This is a genomic window from Micromonospora sp. NPDC051296, assembly GCF_040682255.1.
Classification (GTDB): domain Bacteria; phylum Actinomycetota; class Actinomycetes; order Mycobacteriales; family Micromonosporaceae; genus Micromonospora; species Micromonospora craterilacus.
The window spans coordinates 1-23,470 of sequence record NZ_JBFBAO010000067.1 but is presented as its reverse complement, the minus strand read 5'-3'; the positions used below and the strand labels follow the sequence as shown (position 1 = coordinate 23,470).

The window sequence follows — 23,470 nt, the reverse complement described above, 5'->3', positions numbered from 1 at the left end:
GTCAACGTCGACACCACCCGGGTCGGCGAGTTCTTCCGCCCCGAGACGGTCGACGTGGTGGTGGCCGACGCGCCGTACGGCGTGCAGCACGGCAGCCGTACCGCCGAGACCGGTCTGGCCCGCGACCCGCTCGCGTTGCTCACCGCCGCCGTGCCGGGCTGGGCGCGGCTGCTGCGCCCCGGCGGCGCCCTCGGCATCTCCTGGAACACCAACGTCGCTCGGCGCGAGGCCGCCGCCGAACGACTGGCCGCCGCCGGCCTCACCGTGCTCGACGACGGCCCCTGGCGCGCCTTGTCGCACCGCGTCGACCAGGCCATCGTCCGCGACGTCCTGGTGGCCCGCAAACCCGCCTGACTCAGGTTGCCGGGCCGAAGGCGGTGAGGAAGCGGTCGCGGAAGGAGTCCATCGGCCAGACCGGGGCGTCCGCGTCGGGGGTGAGACCGTCCTGCCAGCCCCAGTCGGTGATCCGCTCCAGCACGGCCGGGTCCTTGGCCACGATGTGGATCGGCACGTCCGGGCTGGGGTTCTCGCCGGTCACCACCGGCGCGGGCTGGTGGTCACCCACGAAGACCAGCACGGTGTCGTCGTCGCCGTACGTCTCCAGGTAGGAGATGAGGGTGCGCAGCGTGTAGCTGATCGAGTGCCGGTAACCGGTGCGGGCCTGCGCCGTCGGGGTGCCGATGATGCCCTGGCGGAACACCTCCCCGTCGTCGATGGCGTCCCAGTCGACCAGCGAGGGCACCTTGGTCCAGGGGGAGTGGCTGGAGACCAGCGCCAGCTCGGCCATCACCGGCCGGTCCCGCGGCCCGACCCGTTCCCGCTGGTGGAACGTGTGGATGGCGAACTGGTCGGGCATCGGGGCGAAGGCGAACTTCGGCCCCTGGTAGCCCAGGTCGGGCCCGCTGTAGAACTGCTCGTAGCCGTAGAACTTCCCCTCCGGCCATGCCTGGTTGACCGCCGGCATCACCCCGACAGTGCGCCAGGAGGCGCGCTGGAAGGCCTCGCCCAGGGTGAACCGGTCACTGGCGAGCAGGCTCTTGTGGCGCTGGTTGTTGTCGATCCACAACCCGGACAGCAGGGTGGCGTGCGCCAGCCAACTGCCGCCGCCGACGGTCGGCGAGGTGAGGAACCCGCTGCGGGCGGCGAACCCGGCCGCGGCCAGCCGGTCGGCGCCTTCGTCGAGTACCCGCTGGACGGACGCGAACTCCGGGTCGGCGACCGCATCCCGGCCGTAGCTCTCCACGAAGGCGAACAGCACGTCCTTGCCGCGCAGCCCGGTCAGCAACTGGTCGCCGGGCACGTCGCGGAACGGGTCCACCCCGACCTCGGCGGCGAACGCCTCGCGGTCGTGCAGCCGGGCACGGACCTCGGCGGCGTGGTCGTGGACGAGCGTGCTGGCGTTGGTGTCGGCCACCGTCACGCCGGTCACGATCCGGGCTTCGAAGGCGGCGAGCAGCGCCCAGACCAGCACCAGCGACGCGACGACCCGGGTGCTGCCGGTACGGTGCCGGACCAGCAACCCGGACAACCGCACCGTGGACAGCGCGGTCAGCACGGGTAGGGCCAGCAGCAACAGCCCGGCACCCACCGCGATGCCGATCGCGCCGGGCCGGCCGATCGACTCGGCCGCGAAGGTGAACGCCTCGTCGAGCAGCGACCAATCCAGCACCAGGTCGAACGGGCGGCCCAGCGACGAGTAGAAACCCAGGTCGCCGAACTTCACCACGGCGACGAGACCGATCAGCACCCCGGACACCGCGGCCACCACCCGCCGGGGTCGGCCGGGCAGCGCGAGCAGCAGCGCGCCGAGCAGCAACGCCTCCAGCGGGATACGCAGGAACGCGCCGGGCTGCATCCGCCACGGCTGGTTGGGCAGCGTCAACACGGCCAGCACCAGCGCGGCGGCCAGCACCGTGACCACCCGGGCCAGTACGGTCGGCTTGGTGGGAGCGGTGGTGGCCTCGTCGGTGGCCGGAGCGGGCACCGGGTCGGAGATCGACAACTGGTTCTCCCGCATCAACGCAGCGACAGGACGGGCGCGGTCGGCCGATCGCGGTCCTCGACCCGGTCGGCCGGGCGGACCCCGAGCGGCACGGTCGGCACGACCAGCGCCGCAACGGCGCGGGGCGCCCGGTGCCGCCACAGCCAGGCCACGTCCCGCCCGAACGACTCGACCAGCAGGCCGAGCGCCGCCACCAGCAGGAGCGTCGTCAGTGGGCCGGGCAGCGCCTGGGACGCGGCGACCGCGAGCATGATCCCCTGCACCGCGGCGACGACCTTCCGCCAGTAGCGGACCGGCAACTGAGCGTCCATCCAGGGCAGCACCCAGCTGGCAGCGAGAAAGGCGTACCGCATGACGCCGATGGCGAGCACCCACCCGCCGACCGACGGGGCGACGTAGAGGGTCAGCATCAGTACCAGGAACGAGTCGACCTCCATGTCGAACCGCGCGCCCAGTGCGCTGACCGTCCTGGTGCGCCGGGCCACCTTGCCGTCGACGGCGTCGAGCGCCAGCGCCACCGTGGTCAGCGCGACCAGCACCACCACCGGCGCGGGACGGCCGGTGGTCAGCGCGTCGGCGATCAGCGCGGTCACCCCGCCGACCAGCAGCCCGCGGCCCATCGTGACCCAGTCGGCCGGGCCGAGCCGGGCCGAACCGGCGCGTCGCAGGCCCCGGATGAGCACCAGGCAGGTCACGGCACCGTACGCCAGGCCCGCCAGCCAGCCCGCGACGCCGAGACCGACCGTAGCGGCGAGCCCCGCCAGCAGGACAATCTGGACGATCAGCCCGATTTGCGGACCGGTTCGAACTGTGGACACCGTGCCTCCGTGTTTATGATCGACGACCCCTGTCAGGGAAATACGGGAAATACGACGGATCGGTTCGGTCCGGACGCAGGTAAGGGAGAAAATCGGTGACCCGAGCGGCCCGCGCCTTCTGGCTCCGTGCGCCCGGCGCGGGCGAGATCCGCCCGGTGACGCTGTCCGAGCCGCGCGCCGACGAGGTCCTCGTCCGTAGCCGCTACTCCGGGGTCAGCCGGGGCACCGAGACGCTGGTCTTCACCGGTGGCGTGCCCGCCAGCCAGTACGCGACGATGCGCGCCCCGTTCCAGGAGGGCGACTTCCCCGCCCCGGTCAAGTACGGCTACCTCAGCGTCGGCGAGGTCGAGCAGGGCCCGGACCACCTGCGCGGGCGGACGGTGTTCTGCCTGCACCCGCACCAGAGCGCGTACGTGGTGCCGGCCGACGCCGTGACCGTCGTACCGGACCGGGTGCCGGCGGCCCGCGCGGTGCTGGCCGGCACGGTGGAGACCGCGGTGAACGCGCTGTGGGACGCCGCGCCGCTGGTCGGCGACCGGGTCAGCGTCGTCGGCGGCGGGATGGTCGGCTGTGCCGTGGCGGCGCTGCTGGCCCGCTTCCCCGGAGTCCGGGTGGAGCTGGTCGACACCGACCCGGCCCGGGCCGAGGTGGCCGCCGCGCTCGGTGTCGACTTCGCCGCGCCCGAGGCCGCCACCACCGGACGCGACCTCGTGGTGCACGCCAGCGCCACCAGCCCCGGGCTGCAACGCTGCCTGGACCTGCTCGCGCCGGAGGGCACCGTCCTCGAACTGAGCTGGTACGGCGACCGGCCCGTCCAGCTGTCACTGGGGGCGGCGTTCCACTCCGGCCGGCTGACCATCCGCAGCAGCCAGGTGGGCATGGTCGCCCCCGCACGGCGCGGCAGCCGCAGCTACGCCGACCGGATGGCGCTTGCCCTCGACCTGCTGGCCGACCCGGCGTTCGACGCGCTGATCACCGGCCGGTCGCCGTTCGCCGAGCTGCCCGACGTGCTAACTCGACTCAGCGCCGGCAGCCTGCCCGCCCTCTGCCATCTCATCACCTACGACGGGGAGTGATCCGTGTTCAGCGTTACCGTCCGTGACCACATCATGGTCGCCCACAGCTTCCGCGGCGAGGTCTTCGGGCCGGCCCAGCGGTTGCACGGCGCGACGTTCGTCGTCGACGCCACCTTCCGGCGCCCCGACCTGGACGACGACGGCGTCGTGGTCGACATCGGGCTGGCCATCGAGCAGCTCAAGGCGGTGCTCGGCGAGCTGAACTACCGAAACCTCGACGACGAACCCGCCTTCGCCGGCACGAACACCACCACCGAGGTGCTGGCCCGCACCATCGCCGACCGGCTCGCCGACCGGGTGCACGCCGGTGACTTCGGCGCGGGCGCCTACGGACTGGCCGGGATCACCGTCACCCTGCACGAGTCGCACGTCGCCTGGGCCAGCTACGAACGGTCACTCGGGCCGGGCGGTGCCGGCGAGAACCTCGCCTGAGGTGCCGATCCTGCATGTGATCCTTCCCGGCGACATCGACGACCCGGCGTCGCCCAGCGGCGGCAACGGCTACGACCGGCGGATCTGCACCGGCCTGACCGGGGCCGGCTGGTCGGTACGGGAACACGCCGTGCCGGGCGCCTGGCCCCGGCCGTCCCCAGCGGAGCACGCCGTACTGGCCGGAGCGCTCTCCGGGCTGCCCGACGGCGCGTTGGTACTGATCGACGGCCTGATCGCCTCGGTGGTGCCGGACGCACTGGCCGCGCACGCCCGGCGGCTGCGCCTGGTCGCCCTGGTGCACCTGCCCCTCGACGAGGACACCGAGGCACGCGCGCTGGCCACTGCCAGCACGGTCATCGCCACCAGCGACTGGACCCGCGCCCAACTGCTGCGGCGGTACGCGCTGCCCGTCGACCGGGTGCACGTCGCCGCACCGGGGGTGGATCCGGCGCCGCCCGCGCCGGGCTCACCGGCCGGCTCGGCACTGCTCTGCGTCGCCACGGTCGCCGCGCACAAGGGGCACGACGTGCTGGTGGAGGCCCTCGCGGCGGTCGCCGACCGGCCCTGGACGCTGGCCTGCGTCGGCCCGCTGCACCGGGAACCGGCGTTCGTCGACCGGCTCCGTGAGCGGATCGCCGCCCACCGGATCGGCGACCGGGTACGGCTGACCGGCCCGCTGGCCGGCGACCGGCTCGCCGCCGCGTACGCCGCCGCCGACCTGCTGGTGCACCCGTCGCGCGGGGAGACGTACGGGATGGTGGTCACCGAGGCCCTCGCCCGGGGCATCCCGGTGCTCGCCACGGCGGTCGGTGGCCTGCCCGACGCCCTCGGGCACGCCGCCCCGGACGGCCGCCCCGGCCTGCTGGTGCCGCCCGGCGACCCGGACGCCCTGGCGACGCAGCTGCGCCGGTGGTTCGACGAGGCAGAGCTGCGCGAGCGCCTGCGTCGCGCCGCCCGGCGGCGGCGAACCACCCTCGAGGACTGGACCACCACCACCAACCGGATCACGGCGGCGCTCAAGGAGGCAATGGCGGCATGAGCGTGGATCTACCACCCGATTTCGCGCAGTGGCTCGCGCTGCGGGAACCCGCCGACGTGGCGGCCCGGTCGGCGGAGCTGGTCGGCACGGTCCGCGCGGCGCTGACCGGCGGCGGTCCGTTCGTCGTGCACGACCTCGGAGCCGGCACCGGCTCGCTGGGTCGTTGGCTGGCCCCGCTGCTGCCCGGGCCGCAGCACTGGATCCTCTACGACCAGGACCCGGAGCTGCTGGCCCGGGCCCGGGCCAGCCTGCCCGCCACCGCCGGCGACGGCACACCGGTGACGGTGCAGACCCGCCGGGGTGACCTGACCCGGCTGTCCGCCGCCGATCTGGCCGACGCCGCCCTGGTCACCGCCTCGGCCCTGCTCGACATGCTGACCGCCGAGGAGATCGACCAGCTGGTGGCGGCGTGTGCCAAGGCCGGCTGCCCGACGCTCTTCCTGATCTCGGTGACCGGCACGGTACGGCTCACCCCGGCCGACCCGCTGGACGCCGAGATCGCCGACGCGTTCAACGCCCACCAGCGCCGCACCGTCAACGGTCGCCGGCTGCTCGGGCCGGACGCGGCCGACGCCTGCGTCGCGGCGTTCGCCCGCCATGGCGTGACCGTCGAGACGCGGCCCAGCCCGTGGCGGCTCGGTCCGGACCAGGCCGCCCTGGCGGCGCAGTGGTTCACCGGTTGGCTGGACGCGGCCCGCGAGCAACGCCCCGAGCTGACCGACCGTACCCGCGACTACGCGCAGCGTCGGCTGGCCGAGATCGAAGCCGGCCGGCTCGACGTTCTGGTCGACCACGCTGACCTGCTCGCCCTGCGTCGTTGAACCGTCGGCCGCCCGGCTACGTGCGTACAGTCAGGAAAGATCGCCATGCCGGGGAGGCTCGCGTGGGGGATGAAGCTGGTGGCACCGCGCCTGCGGCCGCCCCGGCGGGTCGTTCGTTCTGGGGGTGGGCGCGACTGGTCCTGGGGCTCGCCGTGCTGGTGGGGTTGTTGTGCTGGCTCGGGACCGGTCCGTTCCTGGCCGGGCTGCGCCTGATCGACGCGCCGGCGCTGGTCGCCGCGCTCGCCATCGGCGTGCTCACCACGGTCTGCGCCGCCTGGCGGTGGAGCCTGGTCGCCGGTGGCCTCGGGGTCCGGCTGCCGCTGCGGGAGGCGGTGGCGCACTGCTACCGGGCGGTGTTTCTCAACGCCACCCTGCCCGGCGGCATCCTCGGCGACGTACACCGCGCGGTGCGCCACGGCCGCGACGCCGGCGACGTCGGTCGCGGCATCCGGGCGGTGGTCTGGGAACGGGTCGCCGGACAGGTCGTGCTGGTCGCCGTCGCGGTGGTGCTGCTGTTCGCCTTCCCGTCTCCGGTGCGGCCCTACCTGCCGGTGGCGACCGCGGTGGCGGTGGCGGTGCTGGCCGGCGTGGTGCTGACCGCCCGGCTGCTGCCGCGCTCCGGCGCCTCCCGGTTCACCCGCGCGGTGGGCACCGCCGTCGCCGACGTGCGCAGCGGGTTGCTGGGTCGGCGTACCTGGGCGGGTGTGCTGTTCGCCTCCGCGCTCGCGGTCGGCGGGCACCTCGCGACGTTCCTGGTGGCGGCCCGGACGGCGGGCTCCACCGCCCCGCTGAGCCTGCTCCTGCCGCTGACCCTGCTGGCCCTGCTCGCGATGGGGGTGCCGGCCAACATCGCCGGGTTCGGCCCCCGCGAGGGGGTGGCCGCGTGGGCATTCGCCGCCGCCGGCCTGACCGCCGCCGAGGGGGTGGCCACCGCGACGGTGTACGGGGCTCTGGTGCTCGTCGCGAGCCTGCCCGGCGCCGCCGTGCTGCTGGCCCGACGTGTCCGTGTACCCGCCACCGTCTGACGAGGAGACCCATGTCCGAATCACTGCCTGTCGCCACCATCCGGACGCAGGTCACCGTGCCGCTACGGTTCTCCGACGGCTACGCCACCACCGCCCGGCTGCACACCTTCGACGGGCTGGTCGACGGCCGGGAGCACCTCGCGTTCGCCCTCGGTGAGGGCCACGGCACGGTCGAGCGGGGCGGGGCGGTGCCGCTGGTCCGCCCGCACAGCGAGTGCCTCACCGGTGACGTGTTCGGCAGCCAGCGCTGCGACTGCGGCCCGCAGTTGCGCGAGGCGGTGCAGCGGATCGCCGAGGTCGGCGGCTACCTGCTCTACCTGCGACAGGAGGGTCGCGGCATCGGCCTGTACGCCAAGCTCGACGCGTACGCGTTGCAGGACGCCGGGTTGGACACCTACGAGGCCAATGTCGCGCTGGGCCACGAGGAGGACGAGCGCGACTACAGCGTCGCCGCGCAGATGCTCGCCGCGCTCGGCGTCGGGCCGATCGCGGTGCTGAGCAACAACCCGGAGAAGACCGAACAGTTGGGCCGGCTCGGGGTGACCGTGACCGAGCAGGTGCCCACCGGCATCTTCCTCTCCCCGGCCAACGCCGACTACCTCGCGGCGAAGGCCAGCCGCGCCGCCCGTGCCGCCGACCTCCCGTTCGTCCGGTGACCGGCCCGCCGACCGCGCCGCGGCCGTACGTGCTGCTCAGCTGCGCGACCTCGATCGACGGCTACATCGACGACGCCACCGACGAGCGGCTGCTGCTGTCCAACGACGCGGACCTCGACCGGGTCGACGCGGTCCGCGCCGGCTGCGACGCGATCCTGGTGGGCGCCGGCACGGTCCGCCGCGACGACCCCCGGCTGCTGGTCCGGTGCGCCGACCGCCGGGCCGACCGGCTCGCCCGGGGCCTGCCGGAATCACCGACCCGGGTGACCGTGACCGGCTGCGGCGACCTGGACCCGGGCGCCCGGTTCTTCACCGTCGGTGACACCGACCGGATCGTCTACTGCGGCAGCGGCTCGCTGGACAAGACCCGGCACCGGCTGGGTGAACTGGCCACGGTGGTCGACGCCGGCGACCCGGTCGACCTGGCGCGGGCGCTGGCCGACCTCGCCGATCGGGGGGTACGCCGCCTGCTGGTGGAGGGCGGCGCGCAGGTGCACGGCCAGTTCCTCACCGCGGGGCTGGCCGACGAGTTGCACCTGGTGGTGGCCCCGTTCTTCGTCGGGGACCGGCGTGCGCCGCGCTTCGTCGGCGACGGCCGGTTCCCATGGCATCCGGGGCGGCGCGCCCAGGTGGTGGAGGCCCGCCAGATCGGCGACGTGGTGCTGACCCGCTACGCGTTGTCGGACCGCTGCGAACGGGCCTGAGCGCCGTCGAGCCGGCACCCCGATGTTAAGAAGGGACCCCTGCTATGCATGAGGCGTTAGGAAGGGGCCCTTCCTTACACCTCAGGCGGGGCGGGCGAGGAACATCAGCCGGGCCCGCTTGTGCGGCAGGTCGATCATCGGGCCCTCGACGAAGCCGGCTCGCCGCAGCCGGGCGATCGCCCGCTCGTTGCGGGCGTCCGGCTCCATCACCAGTCGCAGCCGGTCGGGGTCGGTGAAGACGAAGGCGACGAACTCGGCCAGCAGCGTGCCGGTGAAACCCGGTTCGGGCCGCACCGGCGTGCCGATCAGCAGGTGGCCACCGTGGTCGCCGGGGCGTACCGGGTAACAGTCGCCGACCGGGTCGTGCTCCGGCTCGTACGTCTGGAACAGCGCCACCGGGTCGCCGTCGCGCAGCGTGAGGTACGCGTGGTGGGTGGGCAGCGAGTCCACGTACCGGTAGATCTCGGCGACCCGGTCCCGGTCGGCGTCGAGCATGCCCCAGAACCGGGCCCGCTCCTGGCTGACCCAGCCGTGGATCACGTCGGCGTCGGCCTCCGGCTCGACCGGCCGGAACGTGACCATGCCGAACCCGGGTACCTGACGTACGTGGTGGTGGGGGTCAGTCATCGTGCTCCTCGGTCAGCCGGTCCCAGTCGCAGGTCACCTCGATCAGCTCGCCGCGCACCCAGAGCGGCAGCTGGTCGTCGCGGTGCGGCCCGGCGCCGGCGGCACCGAGCGGGACCACCCACCGGCTGTCCTCGCGCCGGGCCAGGTCCCACACGTAGCGGGCCGCCGGCCCGCGTAGGCACAGGTCGGTGATCCCGGGGACGCTGGAGGTGGCCAGCACGCAGTCGTGGTCGCCGGCCAGTTCCGGCCCCGGCGGCTCGGTCGGCTCGGGCAGCGCCCGCCACGGCGCGAGCCGGTGCCGGTCACCCCAGCGGCGGGTGTCACCGGCGGCGGCGACCTCCTCGGCCGCCTCCCGCACCAGCGCGTCCCGGTCGAGGTCGGGCAGGTCGGCGTGGAGCAGCGGCGTCAGCGCGTACCCGATCCGGGGCAGCAGGGTCAGCCAGGGCCGGAACACCTCGGGGTAGGCCGGCGGCTCGGCGAGGGCGGCCAGCGTCGGGTGGGCGGTGAGCCGGCGCACCACGGCCGCCCGCAGGTCGGCGAAGGCCGCGGCCTCCACGCTGTCCGCCGCCATCCGGCGGTCCCAGGCCAGCAGCCGCTCGCGCAGTGCGACGGCACCGGCACTGAGCCCGTCCAGGCCGGCGAGCAGGTCCAGCAGGGCCCCGGCCGCGGCGAGGTAGGTGTCGGTGTGCACGGTCGCCATCTGCCCGGGTCGCCAGTCGGTGGCCTCGGTGAGCAGGTGGCGGATCCGGTCGGACCGGTGCGGCGGGGCGAACTCCACCCCCAGCTCGGCGGCGATGCCGCGTTCGTTGGCCATCACGGCGACCCCGTCGACCGGGGACTTCGGCATGGCGTGCCAGCCCCGCCAGGCGTGGGCGGGCTCCCAGGCGGGGACGATCCGCAGCCCGTTGTCGGGGTGGCGCTGTGGCACCCGGCCAGCGACCCGGTGCAGCAGTCCACCGGCCGTGTCGGCGGCGAGCACCACGTTGACCGGCTCGACCCAGCCGTCCAGCGCCGCGTCGACGTCGCCGACGGTACGGGCCCGCAGCAGCGCCGGCAGCACCGAGAAGCCGAGGTCACCGGTGACCCGGGGCGGGTGACGCAGGCTGACCGTGACGGCGCGGTCGTCGTCGGGGCCGCCGGAGATCACTGGCCCCCGCTCGGTCTCGATCACCTCGACCTCGACCGGATCGGCGCCGGCCACCTCGATCGTCTCGACGTGCCGGTACGCGGCCTGCCAGCCGTCCGGGCCGTACGCCTCGACCAGCGTGCCCCGGCGGCGCAGCCGCTCGGCATACACGTCCTGGTAGTCGGACATCGCGTTGGTGATGGCCCAGGCGACGTCGCCGGCGTGGCCGAAGTGCGCGATGCCGGGTATCCCGGGCACGGCGAACCCGAGCACGTCGTACTCCGGGCAGGCCAGGCGGATCTGCTGGTAGATGCCGGGGGCCTCGATGAACCGGTGCGGGTCACCCGCGATCAGCGGCGCCCCGCTGGCGGTACGCGCTCCGGCGAGCAGCCACCCGTTGCTGCCCGAGGTGACGTGACCGTCGACGGCGAACAGCCCGGCCGCCGGCGCGCCGAGTGTGCGCGCCACGTGCTCGCGCCAGAGCTTCGTGGGGAAGCCGGCGAACAGCACGTGGTGGGTGAGCCAGAGCGCCAGCGGCGTCCACGGCTGCCAGCGGCCCGGGGCCAGGCCGGTGGCGGCGAACTCGGGTGCCCGCGCCGCGCCCTCGGCCAGCCCGGCGTTCACCCCGTCGACGTAGCGGCCGACCCAGCTGGCGGTGGCGGGATCGAGGGCGGCGTGGCAGCGCCGGGCGGTGTCGTCCAGCCGGACCTGGCGGGCGAACCGGTCCCAGGCCACCGCGTCGGCACCGAGGAAGGCCGCGCTGGTGCCCTGCGAACGGTGCCGCTCCACCTCGATCTGCCAGGCCCGGTCGAGGGCGGTGACCCGGCCCTGCGCGTAGGCCAGGGACCCGGGGCCGTCGGCGTGCAGGTGCGGGATTCCCCACTGGTCGCGGTAACGCTGTCCACTCACGGGCATGCTCCGCTCGCTCACCGGGTCACCGTACCGGCGCGGGTGCGGGCCGCCGGGACCACCAGGGGAGTGCCGGTCTCCGGGTCCGCGATGACCCGGCAGGGCAGGCCGAAGACCTCCTCGACCAGGGCGGCGGTGACGATCTGCCGGGGTTCGCCGGCGGCGACCACCCGGCCGTCGCGCATGGCGATCAGGTGGGTGGCGTACCGGGCCGCGTGGTTGAGGTCGTGCAGCACCGCGACCAGGGTGCGGCCCTGCTCCTCGTGCAGCCGGGCACACAGGTCGAGCACCTCGATCTGGTGGGCGATGTCGAGGTAGGTGGTCGGCTCGTCCAGCAGCAGCAGCGGGGTCTGCTGGGCCAGGGCCATGGCCAGCCAGACCCGCTGCCGCTGGCCGCCGGAGAGTTCGTCGACCAGCCGGTCGGCGAGGTCGGCCACGCCGGTGGCGGCCATCGACTCGGCCACGATCCGCTCGTCGGAGCGGGACCACTGCCGCAGCAGGCCCTGGTGCGGGTAGCGGCCCCGGGCCACCAGCTCGGCCACGCCGATGCCGTCCGGAGCGATCGGCGACTGTGGCAGCAGCCCGAGGGTACGGGCCACCGCGCGCGCCGGGCGCCGGTGGATGTCCTCCCCGTCGAGCAGCACCGCCCCCTCGGCCGGCCTCAGCAGCCGGGACAGCGCCCGCAGCAGGGTGGACTTGCCGCACGCGTTCGGGCCGATGATGACGGTGAAGGACCGGTCCGGGACGGTGACGGTCAGGTCGTCGGCGACGATGCGCCGGTCGTAGGCGAGCCGCAGCCCGCTGCCTCCGAGCCGGGAGGTCGGCATGCTGGTTGCTCCGTTCTCGTCGATGGTCGTCACAGCCGGCCGACCCGGCGCTCGGTGGCCAGCAGCCAGACCAGGTAGCCGCCGCCGATCACGCCGGTCACCACGCCGACCGGGAGTTGGCCGGGGAAGGCCCGCAGCGCCACCTGGTCCGCGGTGACCGTCAGCAGCGCACCCACGATCGTCGCCGGCAGCAGGTTGGCCCCCGGCGCCCGGGTCAGCCGCCGGGCCACGTGTGGGGCGGTGAGCGCGACGAACGACACCGGGCCGGCGGCGGCCGCCGAGAGGGAGACCAGCAGCACCGCCGCGGCGAGCAGGATCATCCGCAACCGGTGCACGCTCACCCCCAGTCCGGTTGCGGCGTCGTCGCCCAGCTCGGTCATCCGCAGCGCCGGACCGCAGGCGAGCAGCACCGGCACCGCCACCGCCAGGGCGGCCAGCAGCGGCGCTGCGTCGGACCAGCCGCGACCGTCGAGGCTGCCGGTGAGCCAGAGCACGGCCCGGGCCGCGTCCATCAGCGGCGCCCGGGTCAGCAGGTAGCCGTTGACGCCGGTGAGGATGGCCGTCATGCCGATGCCGACCAGCACCAGCCGGAAGCCGTGCACGCCTCGCCGCCAGGCGATCAGGTGGATCAGCAAGCCGGTGGTGATGCCGCCGACGGCCGCGGCGCCGGCGAGGGCGGCGCTGCTGCCGCCGAGGACCACCACGACCAGTGCGCCGGTGGCCGCGCCCTGGGTGAAGCCGAGGATGTCGGGACTGCCCAGCGGGTTGCGGACCAGCGACTGGAACACCGCGCCGGCCAGGCCGAGCGCGGCGCCGACGGCCAGGCCGGTGACCAGCCGGGGCAGCCGCAACTGGGTGACGATGAACTCCTCGGCCGGGCTGCCGCCGCCGGTCAGCGTGCGCAGCACGTCGGCCGGCGTCATCGGGTAGTCGCCGTGGCCGACGGCCAGGACGCCCACCGCCAGTGCGAGCACCGTGCAGGCGAGTCCCACGGCGACGGCCCGGGGGTGCAGCCGGAGGGAGAGCCGGCCCGGGGTGCGGATCACGATCATGGGCGGGCCGTCCTGGTCCGGGTGACCAACCAGAGGAAGAGCGGCCCGCCGAGCACCGCGGTGACGATGCCGACCTGGAGTTCGCCGGGGCGGCCGAGGACCCGGCCGAGCACGTCGGAGCCGAGCAGCAGCACCGGGGCGAGCAGCGCGCTGTACGGCAGCAGCCAGCGCAGGTCCGGCCCGGTCAGGGCGCGGACCAGGTGCGGCACGAGCAGCCCGACGAAGACGATCGGCCCGCAGGCGGCGGTGGCGGCGCCGCAGAGCAGGGTGATGGCGGCGATCACCGTCGCCCGGATCAGCGCCGGGCGGGCCCCCAGCGCCTGGGCGGCGTCCTCGCCGAGGGCCAGCGCGTTGAGCGGCCGGGCCGCGGCCAGGGCGACCAGCAGCCCGACCGCGATGAACGGGAGCACCTGCCGCACGGTGCTGGTGTCGGCGCTGGCCAGCGATCCGACGGTCCAGAAGCGCAGCCGCTCCAGACCGGCGGAGTCGAGCAGCATCACCGCGCTGACGTACGAGTAGAGGGCCGCGTTGAGCGCCGCGCCGGCCAGCGCCAGCCGGGCCGGGGTGGCCGAGCGGCCGCCGCCGACGGCGTATACGCCGACGGTGACCGTGGCTGCGCCGAGCAGCGCGAACCACACCTGGCCGGTGCCGCCGCCGACGCCGAACAGAGCCGCGGCGGTGGCGATCGCGGCGGCGGCGCCGGCGTTGATGCCGAGCAGGCCGGGGTCGGCGAGCGGGTTGCGGGTCAGCGCCTGCATCGCCGCTCCGGCGACGCCGAGCGCGGTCCCGGCGAGCAGGCCGAGCAGCGTACGCGGCAGCCGCATCTGCCGCACCACCGCGTACTCGGCGGCGTCGCGGTCCAGCAGGGCCGACCACACCTCGGACAGCGGGACGGGCTTGGCGCCGACGGCGATGCTGAGCACCGCGACGGCGAGCAGCGCCAGCGCGGCGACGGCGAGGCCGGTGGCCCGCCACGCGGCGCGGCGGTGCCGGGGTGGCGGGGTGGACCGGGGCGGCGCTTCGTCGGGTGGCGACTCGATGACGGACAGTGTGAACTCCAGTGTGGTGCGAAACGCCGATCGGGGCTTGACAGGAAGTTAGGTTAGGTTAGCCTAACCCCGGCTGTCCACGGTCCCCCCGACCCTGATCGAAAGACGACACCATGCCTGATCCTGTCTCCGCCCGCCGTCTCTCCCGCCGGGGTCTGCTCGCTGCGGGCGGTGCCGCCGCCGTGGCCGCCGTGCTCGCCGGCTGTGGCCGGGAAGACGCCGCGAAGCCCAACGCGGGCAACAACTCCGGCCCGTGGTCGTTCACCGACGACCGCCCCGAGAAGGTCACCGCGGAGACCCGACCCGCCCGGGTGGTCGCCTTCACCGGCTCGGCCGCCGCGCTGGTCGATTTCGGACTCTCCCGCGAGGTCGTCGGGGTCTTCGGGGAAACCAGGAAGGCGGACGGCAGCGCCGAGCCGCAGGCCGGCGAGCTGGACATCGAGAGCGTGGAGATCCTCGGCAACGTCTGGGGTGAGTTCAGCGTCGAGAAGTACGCCGGGCTGCGCCCGGAGCTGCTGGTCACCCACATGTACGACCCGGGCGCCTACTGGTACGTGCCGGACGAGAGCAAGGACAAGATCCTCCCGCTCGCGCCGGTGGTCACCATCACCACCGCCCGAGTGCCGATGACCAAGCCGATCGAGCGGTACGCCCAGCTCGCCGAGTCCCTCGGCGCGGACCTGTCGGCGACGAAGGTCACCGACGCCAAGGCGCGGTTCGAGGCCGCCGCCGAGGCGGTGCGCCAGGCGGTCAAGGCCAACCCGGGAATCAAGGTGATGGCGGCCTCGGGCAGCCCCGACCTGTTCTACGTCTCCAACCCGAAGGTCAGCACCGACCTGATGTACTTCGCCGAACTCGGCGTCGACATCGTGGTGCCCACCAAGCTCGAAGCCGGCGACTATTTCGAGGCGCTCAGCTGGGAGAACGCCGGCAAGTTCCCGGCCGACCTGATCCTGCTCGACAACCGCAACACCGCCGTGCAGCCGCCCGACCTGGCCGCCAAGCCCACCTGGAAGCAACTGCCCGCCGTGCAGGCCGGGCAGATCACCCCGTGGGACGCGGTGCCCCGCTTCTCGTACGCCGGCGCGGCCCCGCTGCTGGAGAACCTCGCCAAGGCGATCCAGGGCGCGAAGAAGCTGACCTGACGCCGGCGGGCGGCCGGCGCGCGGTGGACCACCCACCGGCCGCCCCTCCACCACCCTCCCAGAACCGCAGCACCCGCCGCGCGACGCGTGGGCGGCGGGTTCCGGCTGCCCGAAACCGATCCGCCGAGCGTGGAGGACGTCCATGACCCTGCCGGTGCACACCGCCGAGGCAACGCCGACCCGGCCGACGACCGGGCCCACAACAGCCCGGGCCCAGTTGCTCAACGACCGCACAGTCGACGACTACCGCCGCTCGGTGACGGCCGGCACCGAGCGGGTGGCCCGCCGGCTGGCCGAGGTGACCGGACCGTTCACCGGCGTACGCCCGGACGAGCTGGCCCCGCTGGTGGACGCGATCGACCTGGACCGGCCGCTGGGGGACACCACGGCGGCGCTGGACGAGCTGGACCGGGTCTACCTGCGCGACGCGGTCTGGTTCCACCACCCGCGTTACCTGGCGCACCTCAACTGCCCGGTGGTCATCCCGGCGCTGCTCGGCGAGGCGGTACTCAGCGCGGTCAACTCCTCGATGGACACCTGGGACCAGAGCGCCGGCGGCACCCTCATCGAGCGGCGGCTGATCGACTGGACGGCCGCCCGGATCGGCCTCGGCCCGGCCGCCGACGGCGTGTTCACCAGCGGCGGTACCCAGTCCAACCTGCACGCCCTGCTGCTGGCCCGGGAGGAGGCCCTGGCCGGAGCCACCCCGACCGACCGGCGCGTCCTGCTGCCCCGGCTGCGGATCATCGCCTCGGCGGCCGGCCACTTCAGCGTGCAGAAGGCGGCCAAGCTGCTCGGTCTGGCGCCGGACGCGGTCGTGGTGGTGGAGACCGGCCCGGACCGGCGGATGCGCCCCGGTGCCGTCCGGCACGAGATCGCCCGCTGCCGGCGGGACGGCCTGCCCGTGGCGGCCGTGGTGGCCACCGCCGGCACCACCGACTTCGGCACCATCGACCCGCTCGACGAGATCGCCGACGTGTGCGCCACGGCCGGGGTGTGGCTGCACGTGGACGCCGCGTACGGCTGCGGGTTGCTGGTCTCGCCCACCCGCCGGCACCTGCTCGACGGGATCGAACGGGCCGACTCGGTGACCGTCGACTACCACAAGTCGTTCTTCCAGCCGGTCAGCTCCAGCGCGGTGGTGGTCCGCGACGGTCGGACCCTGCGGCACGCCACCTGGCACGCCGACTACCTCAACCCGGCCCGGATGGTCGCCCAGCGCATCCCCAACCAGGTCGACAAGAGCCTGCAGACCACCCGCCGCTTCGACGCGCTCAAGCTCTGGCTGACCCTGCGGGTGATGGGTCCGGACGCCGTCGGCGAGCTGTTCGACGAGGTGTGCGACCGGGCCGCGCAGGCGTGGGACCTGGTCGCCGCCGACCCCCGGTTCGAGGTGCTCACCCGCTCGTCGCTGAGCACGGTGGTGTTCCGGTGGCGGCCCACCGGGCCCGGCCGGGAACTGGCCGACGCGGCGAACCTGCACGCCCGGGAGGCGCTGGCCGCCTCCGGCCTCGGTGTGGTCGCCGGCACCAGGGTCGACGGCCGGCAGTACCTGAAGTTCACCGTGCTCAACCCGGCCACCACCCGCGAGGACATCGGGTACGTGCTCGACCTGATCGCCGAGCACGCCGGCCGGTACGTGCACACCCACGCGGCATCGCCCGCCGCCGACCTCACCTGCCCGGTCGGCTGACATGTCACCCGTGAACCCGAGCCTGGAGGGCCGGATGTCAAGCTACGACTTCATCGGGATCGGGCTGGGCCCGTACAACCTGGGCCTGGCCTGCCTGACCGCGCCGATCGCCGACCTCGACGGGCTGTTCCTGGAGGCCCGCGCCGACGTCGCCTGGCACCCCGGCATGCTGCTGGAGTCGTCCCGGTTGCAGACACCGTTCCTGGCCGACCTGGTCACCCTGGCCGACCCCACCTCGCCGTACTCCTTCCTCAGCTACCTCAAGGAGATCGGCCGGCTCTACCCCTTCTACATCCGGGAGAGCTTCTTCCCGCTGCGGGTCGAGTACGACGCCTACTGCCGTTGGGCCGCCGCCAAGCTGCCCAACCTGCGCTTCGGCCACCAGGTGACCGCCGTCGAGTACGACCCGACCGACCAGCGGTACGTGGTGACCGCCACCGTCGGCGGCACGCCCGTCACCCACCGGGCCCGGCACCTGGTGCTCGGCACCGGCACCCCGCCGCACCTGCCGGATGCCTGCGCCGGCCTGGCCTCCGACGCGGTGCACAACTCGCGCTACCTGGAGCACCGCGACGCGCTGCGGACCAAGCGGAGCATCACCATCGTGGGCAGCGGGCAGAGCGCCGCCGAGATCTACCACGACCTGCTCGGCGACATCGACACGTACGGCTACCAGCTGAACTGGGTGACCCGCTCACCGCGCTTCTTCCCGCTGGAGTACACCAAGCTCACCCTGGAGATGACCTCACCGGACTACGTGGACTACTTCCACGCCCTGTCCGAGCCGACCCGGTACCGCCTCGAAGCCGAGCAGAAGGGGCTGTTCAAGGGGATCTCCGCCGACCTGGTCAACGACATCTTCGACCTGCTCTACGCGTCCAGCGTGCACGGCCCGGTGAACACCCGCCTGATGACCAACACCGAGCTGACCGGCGTGGCGTACGACGCGGCCACCGGCGTGCACACCCTCGGGCTGCGCCACGTCGAGCAGGGCCGGGACTTCACCCTGGACACCGAGGGGCTGGTGCTGGCCACCGGCTACCGGCACCAGGTGCCGGCGTTCCTGGACCCGGTCCGGGACCGGCTTCGGTTCGACGGCCACGGGCGGCTCGACGTCGCCCGCAACTACAGCGTCGACCACACCGGGCGCGGCATCTTCCTCCAGAACGGCGGCACCCACACGCACAGCATCACCTCGCCCGACCTCGGCATGGGCCCGTACCGCAACGCCTGGATCATCCGGGAGATGCTCGGTCGGGAGCCGTACCCGGTCGAGAAGTCGATCACCTTCCAGGAGTTCGGGGTGACGGTGTGACCGACGTCGTCTACACCCGTCACGACCGCCGGCTCGGCGAGTTCGCCCTGCGTACGCTCGACGTGGCCGCCGACGCCCCGCTGCTGCACCGCTGGGTGACCCACCCCAAGGCGGCGTTCTGGATGATGCAGGACGCCGACGTCGAGCGGGTCGCCGCCGAGTACGGTCGCCTCGCCGCGCACCCGCACCACGACGCCTACCTCGGGCTGTGGCGCGGCGCGGCGGCGTTCCTCGCCGAACGGTACGACCCGGCGCGGGTGGAGCTGGTCGGGCTGCACGACGCGCAGCCCGGCGACGTGGGCATGCACTTCCTCTGCGCGCCGGCCGAGGTGCCGATCCACGGCTTCACCACGGCGGTGATCACCACCGTCATGGCCTGGCTCTTCGCCGACCCGGCCACCCACCGGGTCGTGGTCGAGCCGGACGTGGGCAACACCGCCGTGCACGCGCTCAACGCGGCGGTCGGGTTCGAGGTCATCGGCCCGGTGGTCAAGCCGGAGAAGACGGCGTTGCTGAGCATCTGCACCCGGGAGCGGTTCGTGGCCGCCACCGTAGCGAAGGAGCACCGGTTTGACCACGCGTGATTTGGTCGCCCACCTGCGACCCGAGACCTGGGAACGGGCCAACCGGCTGCTGGTGCGCAAGGCGCTGGCCGAGTTCACCCACGAGCGGCTGATCACCCCCGAGCCGGTCGGGCCACCCACCGACACCGCCGGCCCGCACCGGTACGCGGTCTCCGGCGGCTCCGGCGCCGTGGTGTACCGGTTCGCCGCGCGGGTGCTGACCCTAGAGCACTGGGAGATCGACCCGGAGAGCATCACCCGGCACCGGGGCGAGGAGATCCTGCCGCTGGACGCCGTCGACCTCTGTCTCGACCTGCGCGACGCGCTCGGCCTCACCGACCGGGTCCTGCCGGTCTACCTGGAGGAGATCAGCTCCACCCTGGCCGGCATCGCGTACAAGCTGGACCGTCCGCTGCCGGGCGCGGCGAAGCTGGTCGAGGCCGACTTCCAGACCGTCGAGACGTCGATGACCGAGGGCCATCCCTGCTTCGTGGCCAACAACGGCCGGCTCGGCTTCGGCGTCGACGAGTACCACCGGTACGCCCCGGAGACCGCCCGGCCGGTGCGGCTGATCTGGCTGGCCGCGCACCGCGACCACGCCACCTTCTCCAGCTCCGCCGACCTGGACCACGACACCCTCGTCCGCGCGGAACTGGGCGACGCGGCACTCGCCGGGTACCGCGAGACCATGGCCGGGCTCGGCCTCGACCTGGCCGACTACCACCTCATCCCGGTGCATCCCTGGCAGTGGTGGAACAAGCTGTCGGTCACCTTCGCCGGGGAGGTGGCCCACCGGCGACTGGTCCACCTCGGCGAGGGGCCGGACGAGTACCTCGCCCAGCAGTCCATCCGGACCTTCTTCAACGTCAGCCGGCCGGAGCGGCACTACGTCAAGACCGCGCTGTCCGTGCTGAACATGGGCTTCATGCGGGGGCTGTCCGCGGCGTACATGGCGGCCACCCCGGCCATCAACGACTGGCTCGCCGACCTGATCGCCGGCGACGAGGTGTTCCGGTCCACCGGGCTGACGATCATCCGGGAGCGGGCCGCCGTCGGCTACCGGCACCGGCAGTACGAGGCCGCCACCGACCGCTACTCGCCGTACCGCAAGATGCTGGCCGCGCTCTGGCGGGAGAGCCCGGTGCCCGGCCTGGCGCCCGGTCAGCGGCTGGCCACCATGGCGTCGCTGCTGCACGTCGACGCCGACGGCCGCTCCTTCGCCGCCGAGCTGATCGCCGCCTCCGGCCTGGCGCCGGTCGAGTGGCTGCGCCGCTACCTGCACGCCTACCTGACTCCGCTGCTGCACGCCTTCTACGCCTACGACCTGGCCTTCATGCCGCACGGTGAGAACGTCATCCTGGTGCTGCGCGACGGGGCCGTCGAGCGGGTGATCTTCAAGGACATCGCCGAGGAGATCGTGGTGATGAGCGCCGAGGCGGCCCTGCCACCCGCGGTCGAGCGGATCCGGGCCGACGTCCCGGAGGACATGAAGCTGCTGTCGATCTTCACCGACGTCTTCGACTGCTTCTTCCGCTTCCTCGGCGCGACCCTCGCCAGCCAGGGCGTCACCGACGAGGAAACCTTCTGGCGCGCGGTCGCCGACTGCGCCACCGAGTACGCCGACCGGGTGCCGCACCTGGCCGACCGGCTCGCCCGCTACGACCTGTTCGCCCCCGAGTTCGCGCTGTCCTGCCTCAACCGGCTGCAACTGCGCGACAACCAGCAGATGGTCGACCTGGCGGATCCGTCCGCCGCACTGCAACTGGTCGGTGCCCTGACCAACCCGATCGCGCGCTTCGCCCCCGCCCCGGCGGACCGGTAGCCGGCGTCCGGCCGGCCCACGCCGGTGGGCCGGCTCCGGCGTGGGCTGCCCGTCGAGCGGCACCTCCGGCCGGTCAGCTGCGGGACAGGTCGGCGAGGTCGCGGTCCAGCAGCTCGGCGAGCAGGGCGTGCCGGCCGGGGTCGTTGTCCGGGGTGATGCCGCGGCTCGGCATCTCCACGGTCATCACCAGGTGCAGGTGCATCCGGTACAGCGCCAGCCGGCGGCGTACCCCGTCGTCGAAGACCAGCGGCGTGCCGGTGGCGGCGGCGTACCCGCGCAGGAACGGGTGCGCCGGTTCGTCCTCGGCGCGGCGGAACAGCAGCGGGGAGACCAGATCCAGCAGCGGGTCGCCGTAGAGGAAACGCTCGCCGTCGACCAGGCCGCGCATCCGGGGCGTACCGTCGTCGCCGGGCGCGACCAGCACGTTGCCGTCCCAGCAGTCGAAGTGCAGCAGGGCCGGGCGGCGCACCGCGTCGAGCAGGTCGGCGTGCCGGGCGACCAGCGTGCGGAACCGCTGCGGCGGCGCGGGTAGTGCCACGGCCCAGTCGGCCGCGTCGGCGAGCAGGTCGTCGATCATCGCCGCGAACGCCGCCGGCCAGGTCGACCCGCCGGTACGGCCGGCGTCATAGCCGAACCGGTCCCCGGTGATCCGGTGCAGGGCAGCCACCGCCGTGCCCAGGTCGGTTCGGGCCGCGGTGTCGTCATCGTCCAGATCGGGCAGTGCCTGCCCGGGCAGCCGGCCGGTGACCAGCCACTCGCCGAAGCGCGGATCGCGGCCGTGGTGCAGCACCGGCGGCACCGGCACCTGCGGCGCCCGGTCGGCAACCAGCCTGAAGTAGCGGGCTTCGGCGGCCAGCAGGTCGCTCTCGTAACGCAGCAGCCGCGCGGTGGGCGGCGGGGCGACCTTCAGCACGACATCCCGGTCGTCGTCGAGGCGGGCCCACCACACCGCGGCGAAGCCGCCGCCGGCCAGCGGTCCGCAGTCGGTTACCCGGCGGCCGGGGCCGAACGAGGCGCGGACGAGATCCGCCACGTCGTCGGGGGAGAGGACCCGCTGCGTGGGACTGATCGACGGCACCCGGTCAGGGTATGGGTTCGGCGAGCCGGCCGTCCGACCCGTGCCAGGCCCGAACCGCCAGCCGGCGAAGCAACCGGTCAGCGCTCGGCGGTGACGTTAAGAAGGGGCCCTTCCTCTACCCGAGGCGTTAACAAGGGGCCCTTCCTTCGGCGCCGGGCCGGAGCTGTCGCGGGGGACCAGTTCGGCGGCGAGCGATTCCACCCGTGGCCGGCTCGCCCCGGCGTCCAGGGCCAGCGCCATCGCCCGGGCGCCCATCTCGACCAGGGGCAGCCGTACGGTGGTCAGCGCCGGGGTGACGTCCCGGGCCATCGGCATGTCGTCGAAACCGAACACGCTGACCTGGGCCGGCACCGCCACCGCCCGGGAGCGCAGCAGCGACAGCGCGCCGATGGCCATCGAGTCGTTGAGCGCCGCGATCGCGGTCAGTCCCGGTGCCGCGTCGAGCAGGGCGGCGGTGGCCCCGGCGCCGCTGTCGCGGTCGAACTCGGCGTACCGGACGTGGTGCTCCGGCAGCTCGCGGCCGTGCTCGGCGAGCGCCTCGCGCAGCCCGGTCAGCCGGTCGGTCGTGGTGGTCAGCACCCGTGGCCCGGCCACCACCCCGATCCGTTCGTGCCCGAGCCGGCACAGTTCCTGCCCGAGCAGCCGGGCACCGCTGCGGTTGTCCGGCATCACCGCGTCGCCGGAGTGCTCGTGGCGGCCGATCACCGCGACCCGCCCACCGGTGGCCTCGTACGCGGCCAACTTGCCGTTGAGCAGCCGGGTGAAGTTGGCGTCGTGGTAGCCGGAGCCGGCCAGGATGATGGCGGCGACCTGGTGCCCGCGCAGCAGCTCGACGTACTCCAGCTCCCGCTCCGGGTCGCGGTAGCTGTTGCAGATCATCAGCAGCCGGCCCTGGTCGGCGGCGACCCGTTGCAGCCCACGGGTGATCTCCGAGAAGTACGGGTCGGAGACGTCGTGCACGATCACCCCGACGGCGCCGCGGTGCGAACGGGCGAGCAGTTGAGCGTGGGCGTTGGGCACGTACTGCAACTCGGCGACCGCCTGGAGCACCCGTTCGCGCAACTCCTCGGTGACCGGCTTGCTGCTGCCGTTGATCACGCGGGACGCCGTGGCGGGTGAGACACCGGCCCGGCGGGCCACATCGGACAGAGTCGCCACGTACCGCCCCCCTCACGCCTGCGCCGGCCACGCGCCCGCCCGGACAGCGTCACCGTACCGCAGTCAAGGTCCTTTCCTGATTCCGTGGTTCGCGCAGCTCACGCGTCATCGCCGGTGCCGCCGCGGCCAGGTCCCGGAGCTGACGCTGTGACCGGCACCGAGGGGCCCCTGCCCGCCGGCCGGCGACTGCGGCTCGCCGGCCATCCCCGCTCCGACGGGCCGCTGCTGCCCCGGCCGACCCCGCCGGCACCGTCGTCGCGGCCGTCAGCCGTCCGGTGACAGATGGGATCGGCCCGCAGGGCGGTCCATCCGACCGTCCGGGCCAGCCCCCTCCACTGATCCCGCAATGCGGGACATGCTGTCGAGATCTTGGACAGTTGCCGTTCGCGCGGAGCGCCAACTGTCCAAGATCTAGAAACACCGGGCGGGGATGCCACGCCGGGGAGCTGCCGCCCCCCGTCCGACTGCCCGGTACCACACCGCGCGAGCTGCGCTCCCGCCGCCCGCCTCATCCCCGGCCGCGATCATGCTGG

20 protein-coding genes and 3 pseudogenes are annotated in these 23,470 nt (G+C 73.8%); 14 read left to right on the top strand and 9 right to left on the bottom strand.

Annotated features, from left to right (window positions below; all coding sequences use genetic code 11):
- A pseudogene (locus tag AB0M52_RS10495) lies at window positions 1-354 on the top strand (SAM-dependent methyltransferase); the annotation flags it as partial.
- Between the two features lies 1 nt (window position 355).
- Here AB0M52_RS10495 and AB0M52_RS10490 read toward each other — a convergent pair.
- Window positions 356-1,909, bottom strand: a pseudogene (locus AB0M52_RS10490) (sulfatase-like hydrolase/transferase); the annotation flags it as partial.
- Between the two features lie 206 nt (window positions 1,910-2,115).
- A pseudogene (locus AB0M52_RS10485) lies at window positions 2,116-2,820 on the bottom strand (CDP-alcohol phosphatidyltransferase family protein); the annotation flags it as partial.
- 95 nt (window positions 2,821-2,915) lie between these two features.
- On the opposite strand from AB0M52_RS10485, the gene AB0M52_RS10480 reads away from it, so the two are divergent.
- The 7 genes from AB0M52_RS10480 (at window position 2,916) to AB0M52_RS10450 (ending at window position 8,573) form a co-directional block, all read left to right on the top strand.
- Entirely contained in the window at window positions 2,916-3,896 is a 981-nt protein-coding gene (locus tag AB0M52_RS10480; RefSeq protein WP_363951594.1) for a dehydrogenase, read from the top strand.
- A 3-nt stretch (window positions 3,897-3,899) separates the two neighbouring features.
- On the top strand, window positions 3,900-4,328 hold the full coding sequence (locus AB0M52_RS10475) for a 6-carboxytetrahydropterin synthase (RefSeq protein ID WP_363951591.1): 429 nt from the start codon (window positions 3,900-3,902) through the stop codon (window positions 4,326-4,328).
- Between the two features lies 1 nt (window position 4,329).
- The gene (locus tag AB0M52_RS10470) at window positions 4,330-5,367 is read left to right on the top strand and encodes a glycosyltransferase family 4 protein (protein ID WP_363951589.1); all 1,038 of its coding nucleotides are present in this window, start codon (window positions 4,330-4,332) and stop codon (window positions 5,365-5,367) included.
- The gene (locus AB0M52_RS10465) at window positions 5,364-6,188 is read left to right on the top strand and encodes a class I SAM-dependent methyltransferase (RefSeq protein ID WP_363951586.1); all 825 of its coding nucleotides are present in this window, start codon (window positions 5,364-5,366) and stop codon (window positions 6,186-6,188) included. Before AB0M52_RS10470 ends, AB0M52_RS10465 begins: the two co-directional genes overlap by 4 nt.
- Before the next feature lie 62 nt (window positions 6,189-6,250).
- Window positions 6,251-7,213: a lysylphosphatidylglycerol synthase domain-containing protein gene (locus tag AB0M52_RS10460; protein WP_363951583.1), complete on the top strand. Its 963-nt coding sequence runs from the start codon at window positions 6,251-6,253 to the stop codon at window positions 7,211-7,213.
- An 11-nt stretch (window positions 7,214-7,224) separates the two neighbouring features.
- Window positions 7,225-7,869 (top strand): GTP cyclohydrolase II, encoded by a 645-nt coding sequence (ribA, locus tag AB0M52_RS10455; protein WP_363951580.1) that lies wholly within the window; start codon window positions 7,225-7,227, stop codon window positions 7,867-7,869.
- The gene (locus AB0M52_RS10450; RefSeq protein WP_363951578.1) at window positions 7,866-8,573 is read left to right on the top strand and encodes a dihydrofolate reductase family protein; all 708 of its coding nucleotides are present in this window, start codon (window positions 7,866-7,868) and stop codon (window positions 8,571-8,573) included. The genes ribA and AB0M52_RS10450 overlap by 4 nt, the downstream gene beginning before the upstream one ends.
- An 81-nt stretch (window positions 8,574-8,654) precedes the next feature.
- Here AB0M52_RS10450 and AB0M52_RS10445 read toward each other — a convergent pair whose 3' ends face one another.
- The 5 genes from AB0M52_RS10445 to AB0M52_RS10425 are packed head-to-tail and all read right to left on the bottom strand — an operon-like array spanning window position 8,655 to window position 14,154.
- Complete coding sequence (locus tag AB0M52_RS10445) at window positions 8,655-9,200, bottom strand: GNAT family N-acetyltransferase (protein ID WP_363951576.1); 546 nt, start codon at window positions 9,198-9,200, stop codon at window positions 8,655-8,657.
- Complete coding sequence (locus AB0M52_RS10440; RefSeq protein WP_363951599.1) at window positions 9,193-11,241, bottom strand: penicillin acylase family protein; 2,049 nt, start codon at window positions 11,239-11,241, stop codon at window positions 9,193-9,195. The genes AB0M52_RS10445 and AB0M52_RS10440 overlap by 8 nt, the downstream gene beginning before the upstream one ends.
- Before the next feature lie 11 nt (window positions 11,242-11,252).
- A complete protein-coding gene (locus AB0M52_RS10435; protein ID WP_363951574.1) occupies window positions 11,253-12,062 on the bottom strand; it encodes an ABC transporter ATP-binding protein in 810 nt (269 codons plus the stop codon).
- 29 nt (window positions 12,063-12,091) lie between these two features.
- Window positions 12,092-13,114: an iron chelate uptake ABC transporter family permease subunit gene (locus AB0M52_RS10430; protein WP_363951572.1), complete on the bottom strand. Its 1,023-nt coding sequence runs from the start codon at window positions 13,112-13,114 to the stop codon at window positions 12,092-12,094.
- Window positions 13,111-14,154 carry an iron chelate uptake ABC transporter family permease subunit gene (locus tag AB0M52_RS10425; RefSeq protein ID WP_363951597.1) on the bottom strand — a complete coding sequence of 348 codons (1,044 nt, stop codon included), beginning with the start codon at window positions 14,152-14,154 and terminating at the stop codon, window positions 13,111-13,113. Before AB0M52_RS10425 ends, AB0M52_RS10430 begins: the two co-directional genes overlap by 4 nt.
- Before the next feature lie 122 nt (window positions 14,155-14,276).
- On the opposite strand from AB0M52_RS10425, the gene AB0M52_RS10420 reads away from it, so the two are divergent.
- The 5 genes from AB0M52_RS10420 (at window position 14,277) to AB0M52_RS10400 (ending at window position 20,701) form a co-directional block, all read left to right on the top strand.
- Window positions 14,277-15,308, top strand: a complete 1,032-nt coding sequence (locus AB0M52_RS10420; protein ID WP_363951569.1) for an ABC transporter substrate-binding protein — start codon at window positions 14,277-14,279, stop codon at window positions 15,306-15,308.
- Window positions 15,309-15,450: 142 nt separating this feature from the next.
- The gene (locus AB0M52_RS10415) at window positions 15,451-17,001 is read left to right on the top strand and encodes an aspartate aminotransferase family protein (protein ID WP_363951567.1); all 1,551 of its coding nucleotides are present in this window, start codon (window positions 15,451-15,453) and stop codon (window positions 16,999-17,001) included.
- Between the two features lie 34 nt (window positions 17,002-17,035).
- Complete coding sequence (locus AB0M52_RS10410) at window positions 17,036-18,316, top strand: lysine N(6)-hydroxylase/L-ornithine N(5)-oxygenase family protein (RefSeq protein WP_363951565.1); 1,281 nt, start codon at window positions 17,036-17,038, stop codon at window positions 18,314-18,316.
- Window positions 18,313-18,900: a GNAT family N-acetyltransferase gene (locus AB0M52_RS10405; protein ID WP_363951562.1), complete on the top strand. Its 588-nt coding sequence runs from the start codon at window positions 18,313-18,315 to the stop codon at window positions 18,898-18,900. Before AB0M52_RS10410 ends, AB0M52_RS10405 begins: the two co-directional genes overlap by 4 nt.
- On the top strand, window positions 18,887-20,701 hold the full coding sequence (locus AB0M52_RS10400) for an IucA/IucC family siderophore biosynthesis protein (protein ID WP_363951559.1): 1,815 nt from the start codon (window positions 18,887-18,889) through the stop codon (window positions 20,699-20,701). The genes AB0M52_RS10405 and AB0M52_RS10400 overlap by 14 nt, the downstream gene beginning before the upstream one ends.
- A 73-nt stretch (window positions 20,702-20,774) precedes the next feature.
- Here AB0M52_RS10400 and AB0M52_RS10395 read toward each other — a convergent pair whose 3' ends face one another.
- Window positions 20,775-21,779: an aminoglycoside phosphotransferase family protein gene (locus tag AB0M52_RS10395; RefSeq protein ID WP_363951555.1), complete on the bottom strand. Its 1,005-nt coding sequence runs from the start codon at window positions 21,777-21,779 to the stop codon at window positions 20,775-20,777.
- A gap of 96 nt (window positions 21,780-21,875) precedes the next feature.
- Window positions 21,876-22,937 (bottom strand): LacI family DNA-binding transcriptional regulator, encoded by a 1,062-nt coding sequence (locus AB0M52_RS10390; RefSeq protein WP_363951552.1) that lies wholly within the window; start codon window positions 22,935-22,937, stop codon window positions 21,876-21,878.
- Between the two features lie 147 nt (window positions 22,938-23,084).
- On the opposite strand from AB0M52_RS10390, the gene AB0M52_RS10385 reads away from it, so the two are divergent.
- Entirely contained in the window at window positions 23,085-23,216 is a 132-nt protein-coding gene (locus AB0M52_RS10385; protein ID WP_363951549.1) for a hypothetical protein, read from the top strand.
- The last annotated feature ends 254 nt before the right edge of the window (window positions 23,217-23,470 follow it).